The 20593-nt window shown below is 68.6% G+C and carries 20 protein-coding genes; 15 read left to right on the top strand and 5 right to left on the bottom strand.

Going from position 1 to position 20593, the window contains the following annotated elements; all coding sequences use genetic code 11:
• The 7 genes from ACXPWS_RS25905 (at position 1) to ACXPWS_RS25875 (ending at position 6907) form a co-directional block, all read left to right on the top strand.
• A complete protein-coding gene (locus tag ACXPWS_RS25905) occupies positions 1 to 894 on the top strand; it encodes an o-succinylbenzoate synthase (RefSeq protein ID WP_458709389.1) in 894 nt (297 codons plus the stop codon).
• Positions 895 to 991: 97 nt separating this feature from the next.
• Positions 992 to 2137, top strand: a complete 1146-nt coding sequence (locus tag ACXPWS_RS25900) for an LLM class flavin-dependent oxidoreductase (protein WP_458709388.1) — start codon at positions 992 to 994, stop codon at positions 2135 to 2137.
• 65 nt (positions 2138 to 2202) lie between these two features.
• Complete coding sequence (locus ACXPWS_RS25895) at positions 2203 to 3168, top strand: GlxA family transcriptional regulator (protein WP_458709387.1); 966 nt, start codon at positions 2203 to 2205, stop codon at positions 3166 to 3168.
• 10 nt (positions 3169 to 3178) lie between these two features.
• Positions 3179 to 3889: a DJ-1/PfpI family protein gene (locus ACXPWS_RS25890; RefSeq protein WP_458709386.1), complete on the top strand. Its 711-nt coding sequence runs from the start codon at positions 3179 to 3181 to the stop codon at positions 3887 to 3889.
• 10 nt (positions 3890 to 3899) lie between these two features.
• A complete protein-coding gene (locus ACXPWS_RS25885) occupies positions 3900 to 4709 on the top strand; it encodes an alpha/beta fold hydrolase (protein WP_458709385.1) in 810 nt (269 codons plus the stop codon).
• A gap of 9 nt (positions 4710 to 4718) precedes the next feature.
• Complete coding sequence (gene menD / locus ACXPWS_RS25880; RefSeq protein ID WP_458709384.1) at positions 4719 to 6392, top strand: 2-succinyl-5-enolpyruvyl-6-hydroxy-3-cyclohexene-1-carboxylate synthase; 1674 nt, start codon at positions 4719 to 4721, stop codon at positions 6390 to 6392.
• Complete coding sequence (locus ACXPWS_RS25875) at positions 6392 to 6907, top strand: DUF3592 domain-containing protein (RefSeq protein ID WP_458709383.1); 516 nt, start codon at positions 6392 to 6394, stop codon at positions 6905 to 6907. Before menD ends, ACXPWS_RS25875 begins: the two co-directional genes overlap by 1 nt.
• On the opposite strand, the gene ACXPWS_RS25870 is transcribed toward ACXPWS_RS25875, so the two are convergent.
• Entirely contained in the window at positions 6882 to 7451 is a 570-nt protein-coding gene (locus ACXPWS_RS25870) for a DsbA family protein (protein ID WP_458709382.1), read from the bottom strand. The two genes, ACXPWS_RS25875 and ACXPWS_RS25870, sit on opposite strands and share 26 nt — an antisense overlap.
• A 189-nt stretch (positions 7452 to 7640) precedes the next feature.
• Here ACXPWS_RS25870 and ACXPWS_RS25865 point away from each other — a divergent pair, with 189 nt between their 5' ends.
• The gene (locus ACXPWS_RS25865; protein WP_458709381.1) at positions 7641 to 8768 is read left to right on the top strand and encodes a glycosyltransferase family 4 protein; all 1128 of its coding nucleotides are present in this window, start codon (positions 7641 to 7643) and stop codon (positions 8766 to 8768) included.
• Between the two features lie 22 nt (positions 8769 to 8790).
• On the opposite strand, the gene ACXPWS_RS25860 is transcribed toward ACXPWS_RS25865, so the two are convergent.
• On the bottom strand, positions 8791 to 9612 hold the full coding sequence (locus ACXPWS_RS25860) for an SDR family oxidoreductase (protein ID WP_458709380.1): 822 nt from the start codon (positions 9610 to 9612) through the stop codon (positions 8791 to 8793).
• Positions 9613 to 9718: 106 nt separating this feature from the next.
• Between ACXPWS_RS25860 and ACXPWS_RS25855 the strand changes: the two genes are divergently transcribed.
• Genes ACXPWS_RS25855 through ppnP form a run of 3 tightly spaced genes read left to right on the top strand, consistent with a single transcriptional unit; the run spans position 9719 to position 11671 of the window.
• Positions 9719 to 10405, top strand: a complete 687-nt coding sequence (locus ACXPWS_RS25855; protein WP_458709379.1) for a demethylmenaquinone methyltransferase — start codon at positions 9719 to 9721, stop codon at positions 10403 to 10405.
• A 10-nt stretch (positions 10406 to 10415) separates the two neighbouring features.
• A complete protein-coding gene (locus ACXPWS_RS25850) occupies positions 10416 to 11354 on the top strand; it encodes a CobW family GTP-binding protein (protein ID WP_458709378.1) in 939 nt (312 codons plus the stop codon).
• 35 nt (positions 11355 to 11389) lie between these two features.
• Positions 11390 to 11671 carry a pyrimidine/purine nucleoside phosphorylase gene (ppnP, locus tag ACXPWS_RS25845; protein ID WP_458709377.1) on the top strand — a complete coding sequence of 94 codons (282 nt, stop codon included), beginning with the start codon at positions 11390 to 11392 and terminating at the stop codon, positions 11669 to 11671.
• A 3-nt stretch (positions 11672 to 11674) separates the two neighbouring features.
• Here ppnP and menJ read toward each other — a convergent pair whose 3' ends face one another.
• Complete coding sequence (gene menJ, locus ACXPWS_RS25840; RefSeq protein WP_458709376.1) at positions 11675 to 12895, bottom strand: menaquinone reductase; 1221 nt, start codon at positions 12893 to 12895, stop codon at positions 11675 to 11677.
• Positions 12896 to 12915: 20 nt separating this feature from the next.
• Here menJ and grcC1 point away from each other — a divergent pair, with 20 nt between their 5' ends.
• Positions 12916 to 13923: a nonaprenyl/(2E,6E)-farnesyl/geranylgeranyl diphosphat synthase gene (gene grcC1 / locus ACXPWS_RS25835; RefSeq protein WP_458709375.1), complete on the top strand. Its 1008-nt coding sequence runs from the start codon at positions 12916 to 12918 to the stop codon at positions 13921 to 13923.
• Between the two features lie 69 nt (positions 13924 to 13992).
• Positions 13993 to 14865 carry a zinc metalloprotease HtpX gene (gene htpX / locus ACXPWS_RS25830; protein ID WP_458709374.1) on the top strand — a complete coding sequence of 291 codons (873 nt, stop codon included), beginning with the start codon at positions 13993 to 13995 and terminating at the stop codon, positions 14863 to 14865.
• A 34-nt stretch (positions 14866 to 14899) separates the two neighbouring features.
• On the opposite strand, the gene ACXPWS_RS25825 is transcribed toward htpX, so the two are convergent.
• Entirely contained in the window at positions 14900 to 15760 is an 861-nt protein-coding gene (locus ACXPWS_RS25825; protein ID WP_458709373.1) for a type IV toxin-antitoxin system AbiEi family antitoxin domain-containing protein, read from the bottom strand.
• Between the two features lie 102 nt (positions 15761 to 15862).
• A complete protein-coding gene (locus tag ACXPWS_RS25820) occupies positions 15863 to 18004 on the bottom strand; it encodes a SulP family inorganic anion transporter (RefSeq protein WP_458709372.1) in 2142 nt (713 codons plus the stop codon).
• Between the two features lie 348 nt (positions 18005 to 18352).
• Here ACXPWS_RS25820 and ACXPWS_RS25815 point away from each other — a divergent pair, with 348 nt between their 5' ends.
• Together ACXPWS_RS25815 and ACXPWS_RS25810 are read left to right on the top strand one after the other, a co-directional pair.
• Positions 18353 to 19135 carry a response regulator transcription factor gene (locus ACXPWS_RS25815; protein WP_458709371.1) on the top strand — a complete coding sequence of 261 codons (783 nt, stop codon included), beginning with the start codon at positions 18353 to 18355 and terminating at the stop codon, positions 19133 to 19135.
• On the top strand, positions 19132 to 20589 hold the full coding sequence (locus ACXPWS_RS25810) for a sensor histidine kinase (RefSeq protein WP_458709370.1): 1458 nt from the start codon (positions 19132 to 19134) through the stop codon (positions 20587 to 20589). Before ACXPWS_RS25815 ends, ACXPWS_RS25810 begins: the two co-directional genes overlap by 4 nt.
• The last annotated feature ends 4 nt before the right edge of the window (positions 20590 to 20593 follow it).

Here is a 20593-nt window from a genome sequence, read left to right as displayed (position 1 = left end):
ATGCGGGTCCGGTTCCGCGGTATCACCGTGCGTGAAGTGGCGCTGATCGACGGGCCCGCGGGCTGGGGTGAATTCGGGGCGTTCCCGGAGTATCCGCCGGCCGAGGCCGCCCGGTGGCTGGCGTCGGGAATCGAAGCCGCGTACGGGATTTCACCGGTGCCGCGACGTGACCGGATTCCGATCAACGCGACGGTCCCTGCGGTGCCGGCCGCCGCGGTGCCCGAACTGCTGGCCCGGTTCCCCGGCGCGCGGACGGCGAAGGTGAAGGTTGCCGAGCCTGGCCAGACCCTGGCCGATGACGTCGCCAGGGTGCAGGCGGTCCGTGCCCTGGTGCCGGTGGTGCGCGTCGATGCCAACGGCGGCTGGACCGTGCGCGAGGCCGTCGAGGCCACCCACGCCCTCGGACCTCTGGAATACCTCGAACAGCCTTGTGCCAGCGTCGAAGAGCTCGCCGAACTGCGCCGGCTGGTCGACGTCCCGGTCGCCGCCGACGAGTCGATCCGCAAGGCCACCGACCCGTTGCGGGTGGTCGCGCTGCGGGCCGCCGATATCGCCGTGGTGAAGGTGGCCCCGCTCGGCGGCGTCGGCGCGCTGCTGGAGATCGCGACGGCCATCGGCATCCCGCTGGTGGTGTCGAGCGCGCTGGATTCCGCCGTCGGCATGTCGCGCGGCCTGCTGGCGGCGGCCTGCCTGCCGGAGTTGCCGCACGCCTGCGGGCTGGGCACCGGCGGACTGTTCATCGAAGACGTGGCCGATGTGCCGGCGCCCGTGGACGGTTTCCTGCCGGTCGGTCCGGTGACACCCGACCCCGCCCGGCTGGCCGCCCTGGCCGTCGCGCCGGACCGGCGGCAATCGTGGATCGACCGGGTGCGGCAGTGCCACCCGTTCGCCTGAGCCGTGCGTCGACCGCAGATCATCGCCGACAGGCCTGACAACGTTCGGGTATCGGCCTACTCTAGGCGCCCTTGACCTGCAGTTTGACACTGAGGTCATGACTGGGATGCAGATCGGCCTGCTCGACACCATCGTTGCCGGCAAGCCGCGGGTGGACACCTTCACCCGCGCGAATTACCTCGGTGCGGTCGCGGCGCGGATGGACTCCTTCTGGGTTCCCGACCACTTGAACGCGCTGTTCCCGCGGTCCCTGTGGAAACCCGAATACTGCGGCCTGGCGAGGCTGAGCCCGTCGGTCGACGCCTTCCTGGAGCCGTGGACCATGCTGGGAAACCTGGCTGCCCGCAACAGGATCGGCCGGCTGAACCTCGGGCTCTGTGTCACCGATACCGGGCGGCGCAACCCGGCGGTGACGGCGCAGGCCGCAGTGACGATGAGTCAGTTGACCCGGGGCCGGTTCATCCTCGGCATCGGCTCGGGGGAACGCGAGGGCAACGAGCCGTACGGCGTGGACTGGACCAAGCCGGTGGCCCGGTTCGAGGAGGCGCTGGCCACCATCCGGGCGCTGTGGGATTCCCGCGGTGAGCTGGTCAACCGGGATTCGCCGTATTTTCCGTTGCGCAACGCGCTCTTCGACCTGCCGGCCTACCGCGGCAAGTGGCCGCCGATCTGGATCGCCGCGCACGGCCCCCGGATGCTGCGGATCGCCGGTCGCTACGCCGACGGCTACTTCCCGGCGTTTCCGCACACGGCCAAGGCGTACGCCCAGCGGCTGGACGTGGTGCGGTCCGCCGCGTCGGATGCCGGCCGCGATCCGATGGCGATCACCCCGGCGGTATGTCTGTCGGTGGTCACCGGCCGCACGACCGGCGAAGTGGACGCGGCCCTGGACTCGGAGGTGATGCGGGCCGCCTGCCTGACCGCACCCGATGAGATGTTCGCCGAACACGGCCTGCAGCACCCGCTCGGTGTCGGGTTCAGCGGCGCGCAGGACCTGCTGCCCCAGGAGTGGGACGAGCAGACCGCGCTGTCCTACATCAAGGGCGTCACCCCGGCCCTGATGCGGGACGTCGGGCTGGTCGGAACCCCGGATGAGGTGCTGGAGAAAGCCGTCGCGTGGCGGGACGCGGGGGTGCGGCACATCGTGCTGATCAACGGATGCGGATTGCAGCGCAGCGCGCTGAAGGGGTTCACCTCGACGCTGCCCTTCGTCCAGATCGCTCGCCGACTCAGGCGACTCTGACCCATGTCCTGATCTGTGGGGACCATGTCCTGGACGCCATCGCGTCGGGCCGTCACGATGAGACGGTGAACCGGTCGGTGCTGATCCTCGGATACAGCGGTGTGCAGGGGCTCGACATCGTCGGGCCGTTCGACGTGTTCACCGGCGCCACCATGCAACTGGCTGCCCAGCAGTGCCCCGGCGGTTATGACGTGCGGCTGGTCTCCATGGACGGCCGGTCCATCGCCACCATGACCGGCCTGGAATTCGTCGCCGCCGCACCACCAGATCCGCGCACACCGGTCGACACCGTCGTCATCCCGGGCGGCTTCGGGGTCGAGGAAGCGCGCCGAAACCCGGCAATCGTGGAGTGGATCCGGGTGGCCGCCGCGGGCGCCCGGCGCATAGTCACGGTGTGCTCCGGTGCGCTGCTGGCCGCCGAGGCCGGCCTGCTCGACGGCTGCACCGCCACCACGCACTGGGCCTTCGCGCCGCACCTGGCCGGTGAATTCCCGGCCGTCACCGTCGATCCGGAACCCATCTTCATCCGTAGTTCCGAGCAGGTGTGGACCGCCGCCGGGGTCACCGCCGGTATCGACCTTGCCCTGCACCTGGTCGAGGAGGATCACGGCACCGACATCGCGCAGACCGTGGCCCGCTGGCTGGTGCTCTACCTGCGCCGCCCGGGCGGGCAGACGCAGTTCGCGGCCCCGGTGTGGATGCCGCGGGCCAAGCGGGCTCCGATCCGCGACGTGCAGGACGCCATCGAATCCGAACCCGGAGGCGCCCACAGCATTTCGTCGCTGGCCGAGCGGGCCGCGATGAGCCCGCGGCATTTCACCCGATTGTTCACCGAGGAAGTCGGCGAAGCGCCCGGCGCCTACGTCGAGCGGATCCGCACCGACGCCGCCCGCAGGCAGCTGGAAGAGACCGACGACACCGTCACGGTGATCGCCGCCCGCTGCGGATTCGGCAGCGCAGAGACCCTGCGCCGCAACTTCGTTCGGCGCGTTGGTGTTTCACCCGATCAGTACCGCAAGTCTTTCGCATAGAGGAGAAGTCATGCAGATCGCCATCGTGTTGTACCCCGGATTCACCGCCCTGGACCTCATCGGGCCCTACGAGTCGCTGCGCTGGCTGCCCGACGCGCAAGTGCGCTTCGTCTGGCACGAACCCGGGCCGATCCCCGCGGACTCCGGGGTGCTGGTCATCGGCGCCACCCATTCCTTCGACGAGACACCGTCGCCCGACGTGCTGCTGATCCCCGGCGGATTCAGCACCGCGGAGCACTCCCGCGACGCGGTGCTGCTGGACTGGGTGCGCCGCGCACACCAGACCGCCACCTGGACGACGTCGGTGTGCTCGGGCTCGCTCATCCTGGCGGCCGCCGGCGTGCTGGACGGTAAGCGGGCGACCTCGCACTGGGCCGCGCTGCCGCTGCTGAAGACGTTCGGGGTGCATCCCGTCGGCGACGAACGCGTGGTGCATCAGGGTGATGTGGTGACCGCCGCGGGCGTCTCAGCGGGCATCGACCTCGGGTTGTGGCTGGCCGCTCAGATCGCGGGCGAAGACCGGGCCAAGGCGATCCAGCTGTCCATGGAGTACGACCCGCAGCCGCCGTTCGACTCCGGGCATTTCTCGAAGGCCTCCACGGCGACCAAGGCGTCGGCGACCGCTCTGATGTCCCGCGAGCTGTTGAAACCCGCGACGCTGAAGGCCAGCACGTTGCTGCTGTGGGACCAGGCGATCAAGAAGGTCCGTACCCGCAAGTAGGGTCGGCCGGGTGAACCTGGCTTATGACGACCGCGGCAGCGGTGATCCCGTCCTGTTCATCGCCGGCCGCGGCGGCGCCGGACGCACCTGGCACCTGCATCAGGTACCGGCGTTCCGGCGCGCCGGCTACCGCATCATCACCTTCGACAACCGGGGTATCGGCGCCACCGAGAATGCCAGCGGCTTCACCACCGAACAGGTGGTCGCCGACACCGCCAAGCTGATCGAGGACGTGGCCGGCGGGCCGGTGCGGCTGGTCGGTGTGTCGATGGGCTCGTTCATCGCCCAGGAACTGATGCTTGCCCGTCCGGAGTTGGTCACCCAGGCCGTGGTGATGGCCACCCGCGGCAGGCACGACAAGGCCAGGGACTTCTTCAGCACGGCCGAACACGAGCTCGCCGCCGCGGGCATCGTGCTGCCGCCGGCCTACGACGCCAAGATCCGGCTGCTGGAGAGCTTCTCGCCCAAGACCCTCAACGACGACCGCGCGGTGACCGACTGGGCCGAGATGTTCACCATGTGGCCCACCAAGTACACCCCGGGGCTGCGCAGCCAGCTGGACATCGCCCCGCAGAACAACAGGCTGCCCGCCTACCAGAGCATCCGGACGCCGGTGCTGGTCATCGGATTCACCGACGATCTGGTGATGCCGCCGCACCTGAGCCGGGAGGTTGCCGACGCCATTCCGGGCGGACGCTATCTGGAGATCGGCGAGGCCGGACACCTGGGTTTCATCGAACAACCCGACCTGGTCAACGAGGCCATCCTGAGTTTCTTCGGCGAAGGCCGCACGGAGTTGCCCATCTCGGTGCGGGCATAGGCTGACGTGGTGAACCCCTCGACGACACAGGCCCGCGTCGTCGTCGACGAACTGATTCGCGGCGGCGTGCGTGACGTGGTGTTGTGCCCCGGTTCACGCAACGCGCCGCTGGCGTTCGCGCTGCACGACGCCGATCGCGCCGGACGAATACGACTGCATGTCCGGATCGACGAGCGCACCGCCGGCTTTCTGGCGATCGGGCTGGCGCTCGGCGGTAAGGCCCCGGTGTGCATCGCGATGACCTCGGGCACCGCGGTGGCCAATCTCGGCCCCGCCGTCGTCGAGGCCAACTACGCCCGGGTGCCGTTGATCGTGCTGAGTGCCAACCGGCCCTACGAGCTGCTGGGCACTGGGGCCAACCAGACGATGGAACAACTGGGCTACTTCGGCACCCAGGTGCGGGACAACATCAGCCTTGGCCTGGCGGATCACCGGGGTGACGGGCGAGGCCACCGGGGCGAGCGAAGCGACGGGAGAGGCCAGAGTGACCTGGCCGCGCTCAACGCGCAATGGCGGTCGGCCACCTGCCGGGTGCTGGTCGCGGCCACCGGATCCCGCAGTGCCAACGCCGGTCCGGTGCAGTTCGACATCCCGCTGCGGGAACCGCTGGTGCCCGACCGCGACGACCACGACGACGTCCCGCCCGGCCGCCCGGACGGCAAATCGTGGACCTACACCCCGCCGGTCAATTTCGATCAGCCGTTGGAGATCGACCTGAGCCCGGACACCGTCGTCATCGCCGGGCACGGTGCAGGCAGCCACCCCAACCTGGCCGGGCTGCCCACCGTGGCCGAGCCCACGGCTCCGGCCCCGGCCAACCCGCTGCATCCGCTCGCCCTGGCGCTGCTGCGCCCGCAGCAGGTCATCATGCTCGGCCGGCCCACGCTGCACCGTCCGGTGTCGGCGCTGTTGGCCGATCCCGCGGTGCCGGTGTTCGCACTGACCACCGGTCCGCGCTGGCCCGACGTGTCGGGCAACTCGCAGGCCACCGGCACCCGCGCGGTCACCACCGGTACACCCGATCCGGCCTGGTTGCACCGCTGCGCCGGGCTGCACCGGCGCACCCTGGCTGCCGTGCACCAGCAGCTGGCGCAGCACCCGCTGACCACCGGGCTGCACGTCGCGGCGGCGATCGCCGGGGTGCTGGGCGACGGCGACCAACTGGTGCTCGGGGCCTCCAACCCGGTCCGCGACATGGCGCTCGTCGGGCTGGCTGCGCCGGGGGTGTCGGTGCGGTCCAACCGCGGGGTGGCCGGTATCGACGGCACGGTGTCCACCGCCATCGGCGCCGCACTGGCCCACGAACGCACCGGCAAGACGGTGGCACTGATCGGCGACCTGACCTTCGTGCACGACAGTTCCGGTCTGCTGATCGGGCCCACCGAGCCGGCGCCCAAGAACCTGACCATCGTGGTGTCCAACGACAACGGCGGCGGCATCTTCGAACTGCTGGAGCAGGGCGACCCGCGCTTCTCCGATGTGTCCTCCCGCATCTTCGGCACTCCCCACGACGTCGACGTCGGCGCTCTCTGCCGCGCCTATCACGTCGACTGCGCGCAGATAGAGGTCGGTGATCTGGGCGTCGCGCTGCGTGAACCGCACGACGGAATGCGGGTGCTGGAGGTGAAGGCCGACCGGTCGTCGCTGCGTGCGCTGCACGCGTCGATCAGGGCGGCGCTGTAGTGCTCGCCGTTGTCGATTCGCTCAAGTCGTTGTGGCGCAAGGTGTTTCCGCACATCTTCGGCGACAGCACGCAGACCAGGGCGCAGCGGGTGCTGCGCCGGATCCGGGTCGGCATCGTGCTGGCCGCGGCGCTGGTGACGTTCCAGTCGGTGCTGTTGGTGGTCGGCGCCTGGGTCAACGACCGGCAGATCGAACGCAGTATGGGGGTCGCCGCCGCGGAGGTGCTCGACGCCGGCCCGCGCCGCTCCACCATCGAGTTCGTCACCCCCGACCGCGTCACCTACCGGCCCGAACTCGGTGTGCTCTACCCGTCCGAGCTGGAGAACGGGATGCGCATCTACGTCGAGTACGACAAGACAAATCCGGATCTGGTTCGCGTCCAGCACCGCAACGCCTCGCTGGCGATCGTGCCGGCGGGATCCATCGCCGTGCTGGGCTGGCTGATCGCGGGCGCCGCGCTGGTCGGGGTGGAGATGGTGGACCGGCGGCTCAAGCCGAGTCGATCAGCTTCTTGAGCCAGTCGTTGTCGAAGATGTCGACCTTGCGGTCCTTGTTGAGGTCGTAGACGGTCGGCGTCCCGGTGCCGGTCGGGTCGATGTCGTAGAGGAAGCCGAAGTTCATGTCCTCCATGGCCGCCACGTCCACCACCCCGTCGCCGGATGCGATGAGTTGGGCCCGGGCGTCGGGCACCCCGGCGGTGCGGGCCATGTCCGCCATCTCGTCGTCGGTGGGCCCCTTGCCGCCCGGGTCCTGGTTGGCCCACAGTTCCTCGACGAACGACTGCAGCGCGGTGGCCGGGGTCTGCTTGCCCGCACCCGCCAGAAACAACGCGTTGGCGACCCGTTCGGAATGGTGATTGCCGCCGGTGTCCAGGAAGGTCATCGGCCGGTAGGTGACCTGCAGCGCGCCGACCGCGATGTAGTAGCGCAGTGAATCACCGAAATCGTGCTGCAGATCGGCGCAGTGCGTGCACTGCGGTTCGGTGAAGATCTCGATGCGGGTGGGTGCGTCCGGGAATCCCGCGACGACGCCGAAACCGTCCTTGCTCACCTCGGTCATCGGTTTCACCGGGTCCGGCTGCGCGGTGCCGGCGGTCTGACGTGCACATCCTGCCCCGGATAGCAGTGTTATGGAGGCCAGTACCACCAACCATCGACGCACAGGGGTAACCGTACCGCTGGCGTGGTGTTCGCACGCCATATGCCCGCAGGCAACCGCGTTGTCAACCGCCGCTGCGACAGTGGGCTCGTGCGCGTTGCAATCGTTGCCGAGTCCTTCCTCCCGAACGTCAACGGCGTCACCAACTCGGTGCTTCGGGTGATCGAGCACCTCCGCCGCACCGGCCACGAGGTCATGGTCATCGCCCCGGACACCCCGTCCGGTCAGCCGCCGGCCGACCGGGTGCACGACGGTGTCCGGATACACCGGGTGCCCTCGAAGATGTTCCCGAAAGTCACCTCGCTGCCGCTGGGCCTGCCGCGGCCGCGAATGATCAACGTACTGCGCGGTTTCGATCCCGACGTGGTGCATCTGGCGTCGCCGGCACTGTTGGGCTGGGGTGGGGTGCATGCGGCGCGGCACCTCGGTGTCCCGACGGTGGCCGTGTTCCAGACCGATGTCGCCGGGTTCGCCGAGAGCTACGGGGTCGGCGTGCTGTCCCGGGTGTCGTGGGCGTGGACCCGTCGGCTGCACAGCAAGGCCGACCGTACTCTGGCACCGTCCACCGCGGCGATGGAAGACCTTGCGGCCCATCGCATTCCGCGGATCCACAAGTGGGGGCGCGGGGTCGATATCACCGGTTTCGTGCCGTCGGCCCGCGATGAGGCGCTGCGCCGCAGGCTCTCACCCGCCGGCTTGCCGATCGTCGGGTTCGTCGGCCGGCTGGCCCCGGAGAAGCATGTCGAGCGCCTCGCGGTCCTGGCCGCCCGCGATGACCTGCAGCTGGTGGTCGTCGGTGACGGCGTCGACGCGGCCAAGCTGCGGGCGCTGATGCCCGGCGCGGTCTTCACCGGCGCGCTCTACGGCGCCGACCTGGCCGCGGCCTACGCCAGCATGGACGTGTTCGTCCATCCCGGTGAACACGAAACGTTCTGCCAGGCCGTGCAGGAGGCGATGGCCTCCGGTCTGCCGGTGATCGCCCCCGACGCGGGCGGCCCGCGCGATCTGGTCACCCCGATGCACACCGGTCTGCTGCTCGGTGTCGATGAGTTCGAGAGCCGGCTGCCCGGCGCCGTGGACCACCTGATCGCCGAGCGGGTCCGCTATTCGGCGGCTGCCCGGCGCAGTGTGCTCGGGCGGACCTGGCCGGCGGTCTGCGACGAACTGTTCGGTCACTACGAAGCCGTCATCGGGCTGCGCCGGCGTAAGGCCGCCTGACCCCACGCCGGCACCGCGCCGGTCAGCCCTGGGCTTCGACGGAAACCGGCTGCCACTCTTCCCACGTCGCGATCCGGGATTCGTAGTCGGCCTTGGCCAACTGCAGGGGCAGCTCACCGAAGAACACCCGCAGCGGCGGATTCTCGGCGTCGACGATCTTGAGCACCGCGGCGGCCGACGCCTTCGGATCACCGATCTTGGCGGTGCGCTTGGCGCGGGCTTCCTGCGCGGCCTGGCGGGCCTCGGCGTAATCGTCGATCGGGGTGGCGTGCTTGGCCGACGACCCGGCCCAGTCGGTGGAGAACCCGCCCGGCTCGATCAGCGTGACGTGGATGCCGAAGGACGCCACCTCCTGGGCCAGCGACTGCGAGAAACCCTCCAGCGCCCACTTGGATGCGTGGTAGATCCCGACATTCTGGAATGCGGTGATCCCGCCGATCGAGGACACCTGGATGATGTGGCCGCTGCGCTGCGCCCGCAGATACGGCAGCGCGGCCTGGGTGATCCACAGTGCGCCGAACACGTTCGTCTCGATCTGATCCCGGGCCTGCGCCTCCGACAGCTCCTCGATGAAGCCGAACTGGCCGTACCCGGCGTTGTTGACCACGATGTCCAGCCGGCCGAAGTGGTCGTGCGCCTGCTTGACCGCAGCGAAATCGGCAGCGCGGTCGTTCACGTCCAGGCGCAGCGGCAGCAGCGCATCGCCGTACTTGCGCGCCAGGTCGTCCAGCGACGCCGTGTCGCGTGCCGTGGCGGCCACCTTGTCGCCGCGATCCAGCGCCGCGATGGCCCACTCCCGGCCGAAGCCCCGGGATGCGCCAGTGATGAACCAGACCTTTGCCATATCGCCTCTTTCTCCGATGTGCCTCCGACGTGCCTCTGTGCCCTACCAACGTCACCACGACTCGCCCATTCCCGGAAGCACGAGACTCACAGGTAGTTTTAGTGCGGTGAACCGCGCGACGCTGGAAAAAGACCCACACGAGGTGGCGTCGATGTTCGACGCCGTGGCCCGTCGCTACGACATCACCAATACCGTGATGTCACTGGGCCAGGACCGGTTCTGGCGCCGCCAGACGCGTGCCGCGCTGGACATCGGTGCGGGGGACACGGTGCTGGACCTGGCAGCCGGCACGGCGGTGTCCACGGTGGAACTCTCGGCCTCCGGCGCGTGGTGTGTGGCGGCCGATTTCTCGGTGGGCATGCTGGGCGCCGGCGCGGCCCGCGCGGTGCCGAAGGTGGGCGCCGATGCGACCCGGCTGCCGTTCGCCGACGGCGTGTTCGACGCGGTGACCATCAGCTTCGGCCTGCGCAATGTCGTCGACCACGTGGCCGGTCTGCGGGAGATGGCCCGGGTCACCCGCCCGGGTGGGCGCCTGGTGGTGTGCGAGTTCTCCACGCCGACCAACCGGCCGTTTGCGACGGTGTACAAGGAATACCTGATGAAGGCCCTGCCCGCGATGGCGTCGGCGGTGTCGAGCAACCCGGATGCCTATGTGTACCTGGCCGAATCCATCCGCGCCTGGCCCGACCAGGCCGAGCTGGCCGGTCGGATCGCCGAGGCCGGCTGGGGATCGGTGCGCTGGCGCAATCTCACCGGCGGCATCGTCGCGTTGCACGCGGCGGTCAAGCCCTGATCGGCTGACGTTGAGCATTCCCGTACTGGCCGTCGCCGGACACCTCGGCGCCGGCAAGACGACCCTGCTCAACCACCTGCTGCGCAACAGCTCCGGAGCCCGAATAGGCGCACTGGTCAACGACTTCGGGGCCGTCAACATCGACGCCATGCTGATCGCCGGCCAGGTCGACGCGATGGCCTCGCTGTCCAACGGGTGCATCTGCTGTGTCACCGAGGACGGCGAGGTGGCCGAGATGCTGGGCAAGCTGGCCGCGGTCACCCCACGGCTGGACCTGATCGTCGTGGAGGCCAGCGGCGTGGCGGAACCACCGGCGCTGGCCCGCACCATCATGGCGGTCGACGACAAGCGATTCCACTATGCCGGCCTGGTCCTGGTGGTCGACGCGACCACGCCGGCCGAACTGGGCCACGGGGTGGCCGTGGCCGACCTCGTGGTGCTGAACAAGGCCACGGCGGCAACCGATCTCGACGCGGTGCGCGCTGCGGTGCGAGAACTGAACCCGGGCGTGCCCCTGGTGCCCACCGACTTCGCCAAGGTGCACCCGAGACTGCTCATCGACCCGGCGCCGCGACCGCTGCGGGCACAGATGTCCTTCGACGAACTGCTGCACGATTCCCATGACGACCATGAACACCCGGCGTATCAGAGCGTCGAATTCCGCACCGACACGCCGCTGAACCCGCGGCAGTTCATGGCCGTCCTGCGGGACCGGCCTCAAGGGCTCTACCGCGCAAAGGGTTTCGTCGATTTCGGTCCGGGACACCGGTACCTGCTTCAGCTGGTGGGTGGCTCGGTGCGATTCGAGAAACAGCGCCGCGCCGGCACCGAGTTGGTGTTCATCGGTACCGACATCGACGTCGACGGCGTGCATGCCGCGCTCGGCGAGTGCACCCGGGTCCCCGCCGACGAGCAGGCCATCCTCGGCGTCCTCAAATACGTGGTGTAGGTATCCTGACCGCTCACCCAGTTCGAGGAGTCGCGTTGTTCAAGGTCAATGAGTATTTCGACGGTGACGTCGCGTCGATCGCGTTCACGACGCCGGACGGACCCGCGACCGTCGGCGTGATGGCGGTCGGCGAATACGAATTCGGCACGTCGGCGCGCGAGATCATGCGAGTCGTCTCCGGTGCGCTGACGGTGAAGCTTCCCGGCCGGGACGACTGGGAAACCTTCGCTGCCGGAACACAATTCAGCGTGCCCGCGGACAGCAAGTTCGGCGTGCGCACCGAGGTCGAGACCGCTTACGTGTGTGAGTACCGCTGAGGTTCAGCTGAACGGCTTGCGCTGATCCAGCCGGCGTGAGGCCAGTCCCGCCGCGCGCCACGCCCGGGCCGTCCAGTCCGCATCCTCGTCGGTGACCAGGTTGCCCATCATCCGCACCGCGGCCGTCATCAGGAACTCCGATCGCATGGCCAGCGGCCCGGTGGCCGGCAGGAACCGTGGATAGGTGAGCAGCAGTGCCAGCCGCCGGGCCACCGAGAATCCGCGCGCGTAGTGCTCGGTGAGCACCGCCGGCCAGGCGTCGGTGAGGTCGCCGGCGCCCACCAGTTCGGCGGCCAGCCGGCCGGTTTCCAGGCCGTAGTCGATGCCCTCCCCGTTCAGCGGGTTGACACAGGCCGCGGCGTCGCCGATCAACATCCAATTCGGCCCGGCCACACCGGTTACCGCTCCACCCATCGGAAGTAACGCGGACAACCCGGCCCGCGGCTCGCCGGTGAATCCCCATTCTTCGCGGCGCAGCCCGGCGTAATAGGACATCAGCCGCGGCAGCCGGACGTCGGCGGGGCGCTTGGCGGTGGCCAGCGCGCCCACCCCGATGTTCACCTCGCCGTTGCCCAGCGGGAAGATCCAGCCGTATCCGGGCAGGACTTCGCCTTCGGGGGAGCGCAATTCGAGGTGTGAGGTGAGCCAGGGTTCGTCCGCCCGCGGGGTCGCGATGTATCCGCGGATCGCCACCGCATAGACGGTGTCCTGGTGCCAGGTGCGGCCGAGCGCCCGGCCCAGCGTCGAACGGGCGCCGTCGGCGACGATCAGCGTGCCCACGCCGATCTCGGTGCCGTCGTCGAGGGTCAATGTCGATACCCGGCCATCCGAACCATGCTGGACGGCAACGGCCTTGGCGCCCAACATCATCTTCGCGCCGTCGTCGGAGGCCACCATCCGGATCCGGTCGTCGAGTTCGGTGCGCGGCACGGCGCTGCTGGTCGACGGGAACGACGGGCCCGGCCAGCGGATCTCGACATCGGAGCCGAATCCGGACATCCGCAGACCGTGGTGGCGGATCCGGCCGTCCAGCCAGGTGCCCAGGCCGAGGCGTTCCAGCTCGGCCACCGCCCGGGGAGTCAGCCCGTCGCCGCATGCCTTGTCGCGGGGGAACTGCGCCGAGTCGATCACCAGCACGTCCCGGCCGGCGCGCGCCGCCCAGGCCGCGGCCGACGAACCCGCGGGTCCGGCACCGACGACCACCACATCTGCCTGACTCAGCATGCCCCCAGTATGTTGGACGAATGAGGACACCGGCGAGCGTGGTGGCGGGGGTCGACTTCGGGGATCCGGAGTTTGCCGCACGGGTGCGCGAGGGGGTAGCCCGGGTCGAGGATCTGATGTCGGTTGAGCTGGGCAAAGCCGATGAGTTGATGGCCGAGGCGGTGCAGCACCTGTTCCAGGCCGGTGGCAAGCGTTTCCGGCCGCTGTTCACGGTGCTGTCGGCATCCCTGGGGCCCCAGCCCGATCACGCCGATGTCGCGATCGCCGGCGCGGTGATCGAGCTGGTGCACCTGGCGACGCTGTATCACGACGATGTGATGGATGAGGCCCAGGTGCGCCGCGGTGCCGACAGCGCCAACGCCCGCTGGGGCAACAACATCGCGATCCTGGCCGGCGACTACCTGTTCGCCACCGCGTCGCGGCTGGTGTCGCGGCTGGGTCCGGACGCGGTGCGGGTGATCGCCGACACGTTCGCCCAGTTGGTGACCGGCCAGATGCGCGAGACCCGGGGCGCGGTGACCGGCGCCGACGAGGTCGAGCACTACCTGAAGGTGGTCTACGAGAAGACCGCGTGCCTGATCGTGGCCTCCGGACGGTTCGGGGCCACCTTCTCCGGCGCCGGGCAGGAGCAGATCGAGCGGCTGGCCCGACTCGGGGGCATCGTCGGCACCGCCTTCCAGATCTCCGACGACATCATCGATATCGACAGCGACCCCGACGAGTCGGGCAAGCTGCCCGGCACCGACCTGCGCGAGGGCGTGCACACGCTGCCGGTGTTGTTCGCCCTGCGGGAGCCGGGTGCCGACGGCGACCGGCTGCGGGTGCTGCTGAAGGGTCCGGTCGAAAACGACGCCGAGGTGGCCGAGGCGCTCGAGCTGCTGCGCAGGTCGCCCGGGATGGCGCGGGCCAAGGAAGTGGTGGCCGATTACGCCCGGCAGGCGCGTGCCGAGTTGGACCAGTTGCCGCAGGGGCCGGGGAGGGCCGCGCTGGCGACACTGGTGGATTACACCGTCAACCGGCACGGCTAGCGAGTGCAGGAACCTACGGGGGTTGCTCGGCGTTACATGGGGCGAGAACTTTCGTAGGAAGGGAAGCAGATGACCTGGCATCCACATGCCAACCGGATGAAGACGTTCGTGTTGCTGGTCGGCATGTCCGCGCTGATCGTTTTCATCGGGTCGCTGTTCGGCAACCCGTCCATCCTGTGGCTGTCGGTGCTGTTCGCGGTCGGCATGAACGCCTACGTCTACTTCAACAGCGACAAGATGGCGCTGCGGGCCATGCACGCGCAGCCCGTCACCGAGATGCAGGCACCGGCGATGTACCGGATCGTCCGCGAGCTCGCCACCACGGCACGCCAGCCGATGCCCCGGCTGTACATCAGCGACACCGACGCCCCGAATGCCTTCGCCACCGGCCGCAACCCGCGCAACGCCGCGGTCTGCTGCACCACCGGCATCCTGCGCATTCTCGACGAGCGTGAACTGCGGGCCGTGCTGGGGCACGAACTGTCGCACGTGTACAACCGCGACATCCTGATCTCCTGTGTGGCCGGTGCGCTGGCCTCGGTCATCACCGCGCTGGCCAATATCGCGATGTTCGCGGGCATGTTCGGCGGCAATCGCGAAGGAGGGTCGAATCCCTTTGCGCTGCTTCTGGTTTCACTACTCGGGCCGATCGCCGCGACGGTGGTGAAGCTGGCCGTGTCACGTTCGCGCGAGTACCAGGCCGATCAATCCGGGGCGGAACTGACCGGTGATCCGCTGGGATTGGCGAGCGCGCTGCGCAAGATCGCCTACGGCGTGCAGGCCGCGCCGCTGCCGCCCGAACCGCAATTGGCCGACCAGGCCCACCTGATGATCGCCAATCCGTTCCGGGCGGGGGAGAAGATCGGCAAGCTGTTCTCCACCCACCCGCCGATGGAGGATCGCATCCGCCGCCTGGAGAATATGGCCGGCCGCCGGCTCTGAGTGATTTCGGCGGCTGACCCGCGCTGGCCGCGGGTCAGCGCGCCGAAATCGCTGTGCGGATGGACGCTATGGTGCGTTCGGGATACTCGCTGACGTCCAGCCAGGTGAATCGCAGCACCTGCCAGTTGTTGAGCACCAGGTAGTTCTGCCGGCGCCGGTCGCTGCGAAACGTCTCCGGATCACTGTGGAAGGCCCACCCGTCCACTTCGATGGCCACCCGGCGACGCGGGAACGCGATATCGATCAGATAAGGCCCGGCCGGGTAGTTCGTCCGCCAACCGGTGATCTCGGCCAGCCGGAGTGCTTTGACCAGCAGACGTTCGGCCTGGGAGCGGGCGCCGTCGTCCGCGGCGATCAACAATCGCCTGGCCGTCGGCGAACCGTAACGGCCCTTGTTGCGTAGGTGCGCCTGCCAGAGTTCACGCATCTGTGAATCTCCCTGGAGTGCGGCGTCCATGATCGCGGGGCCGCCACCGCGTCGGGCCGCGGCTTCCACGACGGTCAAGGGCAACGCCGTCACGCAGAGTCCGCGACATGACACGAGATCGCGGGGGTCCAGATCGCGCCGGCGGACCCGGCAACCCGCACGACGCCTGCCGTGGCTGGCTCTGGGCGCCGTGACCTCGATCGTGCTCGGGGCGAACCGCGTCAATCCGTGCCACCACGCGGCGGAGAGCCCACTGGCGGACGCCCTGGGTCCGTACCCCCAGACCGCGGCGCGGATACGGGCGGCGTCGGTGAAGGGCCGATCGTCGACAAAGTAGACACCGCGGCTGCAACGGCGCCAGTGGCCCGAGGCTACGAGCCGCTGGACGCTGTCCGCGCTGAGTCCGGCGGCGCGCGCCTGCTCGAGCGTGATGACGCCGTCATGTCTTCGGAGAAGATCGTCGAGCACATCGGTTCTGACGCCGCCCGAGCGGCCAGGGTTCCCTTCCCAGCGATTTCGGCGCGCTTACCCGCGGTCACCGCGGGTAAGCGCGCCGAAATCACAAAGGGGTCAGGCCGCGCCGACCAGGGTCTCGACGAAGGTCGGGGTGACCCGCAGGACATCGGCGCTGGCGATGTCGTAGAACAACCCGATCACCTCCATGCCGGGACGTCCCGCCACCAGCGGATGCTGCGTCAGGGTCTGCACCTGCACGGCAATGTTCACCATCGACAGCTGGTCCACGGTGCTGAAACCCGCCGCGGCGGCCGACCGTGCCACCGGATGGCTACCGCCGTTGAATGCTTCCAGCGTCGGGCCGCCGTGCGCCAGCCACGATTTGAGGTGCGCGTCGTCGGGGGCGCCGTCCAGCAGCGCCTTCATCGCACCGCAGCTGGAGTGACCGCACACCACGACGGAGGACACCCCGAGTTGGTCGACCGCGAAGGCGATGGCCGCCTCGACCGAGGCGTCGGTCTGGCCGGCCGGGATCATGTTGCCCACGTTGCGGACGGTGAACAGGTCACCCGGACCGCTGCTGGTGATGATGTTGGGCACCACCCGGGAGTCGGCGCAGGTGAGAAACAGCGTCTCGGGTTGCTGCCCGTCGGCGAGCTCTTTGAGGTGCGGCCGGAGCACCGGGGCCGTCCTGCGGTGATAGTTGGCCAGGCCGTGCAGCATCGACGGCACGTGCTGGTGCTGCCACGAACTCCACGGCGCCACCCCGGACCGCTTGTCGAACGGGGTGAATCCCCGCTCGGGCGGGCCGTCCACGGCGCTGCCCATCTCGACCGCGCCGACGTCGTGGATGTGGACGCTGCCCCCGGTCGTCTCGTGCTGGCGGCGCCACGCCTCGATGGCCTCATGCGCGGCGTGGTCCATGAAGTCGACCGACAACTCGACCGTCACGTGCGCGCCGTCAGGAACGGCGGCCAGCGCGCTGGTGAGCTTGGGCAGCGACAGGAACGTGCAGGACCCTTCGACATCCACCCGCCACTGGTTGTCCGAGACCTCCGCGGTGGCGATCTTGACGCGCACCACGCGCCACACGGTGAGCGCGACGGCGAGTGCCAGGCCGATCAGCACGCCCTCCAGCAGGTTGAGGAACACGACGCACAGCAAGGTGGTCACATACACTGCCAGATCGCCTGTGCGACGGGCTGTTTCGATGTGCGCGATCTTTACGAGCTGGATGCCGATGACGATCAGCAGACCAGCCAGCGCGGCCGACGGGATGAGTTGTGCCAGCCCGGCGAACGGCACCGCGAACACCAGGATCCAGACGCCGTGCAGGATCGCCGAGGCCCGCGTCTTCGCGCCGGCGGCGACGTTGGTGGAGCTGCGCACGATGACGCCGGTGACCGGCAGGCCGCCGACGGCGCCGGAGGCGATGTTGGCCGCACCCTGCCCGATCAGCTCGCGATCGAAGTTCGTGCGGGGGCCGGTGTGCATCCGGTCCACCGACACCGCCGACAGCAGGCTCTCGACGCTGGCGATCAGGGCGACGGTCAGCACGCCGGTGGCGAACGCACCCCAGTTGCCCTCGGGCAGGCTCGGCAGCGCGAACGCGTCCAGCAGGGAACCGTCGAGCGCGACTCTGGGCACGTCGAAGGAGGCGATGACGCTCAGCGCCGTCACGCCGACGATGGCGACCAGCGGGCCGGGCACCTTGCGGATCCGGGCCGGCACCCACCGCCAGCCCACCAGGATGGCGATGACCAGCGCGCCGAGGAACAGTCCCGGGCCGTGTGCCGATACCAGCTGACCGGGCAATTCGGTGACGTTGGCCCAGGCCGAGCTGTGCGAGCTACCGCCCAGCAGGACGTGCACCTGTTGCAGGGCGATGGTGATACCGATGCCCGCGAGCATCGCGTGCACGACCACCGGCGAGATCGCCAGGGCCGCGCGGGCGACGCGGCTGAGCCCGAACAGCACCTGCAGGATGCCGGCGCACACGGTGATGGCGCAGGTGACCTTCCAGCCGAACTCGGCCACCAGGCCGGCCACGATGACGGTGAGACCGGCGGCCGGCCCGCTGACCTGTAGCGGCGAACCGCCGATCGCGCCGGCGAGGATGCCGCCGACGGCGGCGGCGATGAGGCCGGCCAGCACCGGTGCCCCGGAGGCCACGGCGATACCGAGAGACAGGGGCAGCGCCACCAGGAACACCACCAGTGACGCCGGTAGGTCATATCGCAGAATTGTTTGCCGCATGTGAAAAGCTCCCATCGAGGGATTGAGGGTACTAACGACGTCTTTGTCGTCGTTGGAATCGAAATAAGGTGCAGTGCAAGCAGTTACGACGATCTGCGGGGCAATTGCTATGAGCGAGCGTATTTATCGTGATGACATGCGGTCAAGGAAGATCCCGGCTTGCATACCGAACCCAAATCTTTGACTGTGTGCTGTCTTTCATTGTGCTGTGAAAAGTGATGTACCGCAGATTGTTTCGGTGCGTGTCACTTGCCTACGTGAAAGGTGATGTGGGTCATAGCGTTGTAACGTCTAAGAACTCGCTATGAACTTAGTGACAGGCCGCTGCATGGTCCGCAGAATGGGTGTATGGCCACGATGTCGCTACCTCCTCGTACCCACCAACCCCGCCAGGCGATTCTCGGCCAGCTGCCCAAGATCCACCGCGTCGACGGATCACCCATCCGGGTGTTGCTGGTGGATGACGAACCGGCCCTGACCAACCTGGTCAAGATGGCTTTGCACTACGAGGGTTGGGTGGTCGACGTCGCGCACAACGGCCATGACGGGGTGGCCAAGTTCGACGAGATCGAACCCGATGTGGTGGTGCTCGACATCATGCTGCCCGACATCGACGGGATGCAGATCCTGTCGCGGGTCCGGGAAGCGCAGGGGTACACCCCGACACTGTTCCTCACCGCGAGGGATTCGGTGCTGGACCGGGTGTCCGGGCTGACCGCAGGCGCCGACGACTACATGACCAAGCCGTTCAGCCTGGAGGAACTGGTGGCCAGGTTGCGCGGACTGCTGCGCCGGTCCAGCCACACCACCCCACCGGCCGACGAGGTGCTGACCGTCGGCGACCTGAAACTCGACGGCGCCAGCCGCGACGTCACCCGGGCCGGCGCGCCGATCGCCCTCACCGGCACGGAATTCGAACTGCTGCGCTATCTGATGCGCAATCCGGGCCGCGCGATCAGCCGCGCCGAGATCCTGGACCGGGTGTGGAACTACGGGTTCGGCGGCAAGTCCAGCATCGTCGACCTCTACATCTCCTACCTGCGCAAGAAGGTCGACACGGATCGGCCCGCGATGATCCAGACCGTGCGCGGGGTGGGCTACATGCTGCGGCCGTCGAACGATTCGGCGTGATTTGGTGGCCCCGGTCGCTGCGCCGGCAATTGGTGCTCGGTGTGACAGCTGTCGTGACCGTCGTGCTGCTCGCCGTCGGCGTGCTGTCGGTCTACAGCCTGCGCACGTACGTGGGCACGATGGGCGACACCGAGCTGTCCCGCTCGATGGCCGCCTTCAGTCATTCGTTTCACAAGTTCCAGCTCAAAGAGCATGTGATCGATGCCGATGCGTTGTCGGCGTTCGTCGGTCAGGCGCCGGGCAATCTGATCGCCGTGGTGCAGGACGGGGAGGTGGTGCAGTCGGCCATCTTCTCCGATGGGGAACCGCGGCCGGCGCCGCGCGCAGTGGTCGACGCACTCGACAACCTGGACTGGTCCGCGCCGGGGCCGCGGACGGTCAAGCTGCCGGAGCTGGGTGCCTACCGGCTGGCCAGCGAGGTGTCCAGCGACGGCGACGTGTTGTTGTGCGGGGTGTCGCTGGACAGCGCCAATCAGGTGATCGCCCGTAAAACGGTGACCCTGGCGGTGATCATCGTGATCGCACTGATGGTCACGGCGCTGAGCACCGTGCTGGTGGTCCGGTACGCGCTGCGGCCGTTGCGTCGGGTGGCGTCCACCGCGGCCAAGGTGGCCACCCTGCGCCTGGACGCCGACGATCCGCGGATCCATGTCCGGGTGCAGGAGCGCTACACCGATCCCGACAGCGAGGTCGGCGTGGTGGGTGAGGCGCTGAACCAGCTGTTGGCCAACGTGGACAGTGCGCTGGCCGAACTGGCCGCGTCCGACCGGCGCACCCGGCAGTTCCTGATGGACGCCAGCCATGAACTGCGCACTCCGCTGGCCGCGATACAGGGCTACGCCGAGCTGACCCGCCAGGACAGTGCGATGCTGCCGCCGACCACCGAGTACGCCCTGGCCCGGATCGAAGCAGAGGCCCGGCGGATGACGGGGCTGGTGGGGGACCTGCTGCTGCTGACCCGGCTCGGCGAAGGGCAAGACCTGGAAACCGACGATGTCGATCTGGGCGACCTTGTCGTCGATGCGGTGAACGACATCGCGGTGTCGGCGCCCTCGCACGACTGGGTGACGAACCTGCCCCAGGTTCCGGTCTGGGTGCGCGGGGACCGGGCGCGGCTGCACCAGGTGCTGGGCAACCTGCTGACCAATGCCCGGATGCACACCCCGCCGGGCGTCACGGTGACGATCGGGCTGCGTACCGAGGGCGGAAGTGCCCTGCTGACCGTCATCGACAATGGCCCGGGAATTGATGAGGAATTGTTGCCGAACCTGTTCGGCCGATTCGTTCGCGCCGACAAATCCCGGTCCCGGGAATTGGGTAGCACAGGGCTCGGGTTGGCCATTGTCGCGTCCATCGTGGAGGCCCATAAGGGATCGGTGACTGTGCAGTCCTCCTCTGAGGAAACAGTTTTCACGATCACGCTGCCGCTGGTGCCGGCGCGGCAATTGATATGAATTC

This window comes from Mycobacterium sp. BMJ-28 (genome assembly GCF_054404835.1).
This window is presented reverse-complemented; position numbering and strand designations above follow the sequence as displayed.

Coding starts and splice junctions, on each gene's coding strand:
- ACXPWS_RS25905 (WP_458709389.1), top strand. CDS start 1: ATGCGGGTCCGGTTCCGCGGTATCACCGTGCGTGAAGTGGCGCTGATC.
- ACXPWS_RS25900 (WP_458709388.1), top strand. CDS start 992: ATGACTGGGATGCAGATCGGCCTGCTCGACACCATCGTTGCCGGCAAG.
- ACXPWS_RS25890 (WP_458709386.1), top strand. CDS start 3,179: ATGCAGATCGCCATCGTGTTGTACCCCGGATTCACCGCCCTGGACCTC.
- ACXPWS_RS25870 (WP_458709382.1), bottom strand. CDS start 7,451: ATGACCGAGGTGAGCAAGGACGGTTTCGGCGTCGTCGCGGGATTCCCG.
- ACXPWS_RS25860 (WP_458709380.1), bottom strand. CDS start 9,612: ATGGCAAAGGTCTGGTTCATCACTGGCGCATCCCGGGGCTTCGGCCGG.
- menJ (WP_458709376.1), bottom strand. CDS start 12,895: ATGCTGAGTCAGGCAGATGTGGTGGTCGTCGGTGCCGGACCCGCGGGT.
- grcC1 (WP_458709375.1), top strand. CDS start 12,916: ATGAGGACACCGGCGAGCGTGGTGGCGGGGGTCGACTTCGGGGATCCG.
- htpX (WP_458709374.1), top strand. CDS start 13,993: ATGACCTGGCATCCACATGCCAACCGGATGAAGACGTTCGTGTTGCTG.
- ACXPWS_RS25820 (WP_458709372.1), bottom strand. CDS start 18,004: ATGCGGCAAACAATTCTGCGATATGACCTACCGGCGTCACTGGTGGTG.
- ACXPWS_RS25815 (WP_458709371.1), top strand. CDS start 18,353: ATGGCCACGATGTCGCTACCTCCTCGTACCCACCAACCCCGCCAGGCG.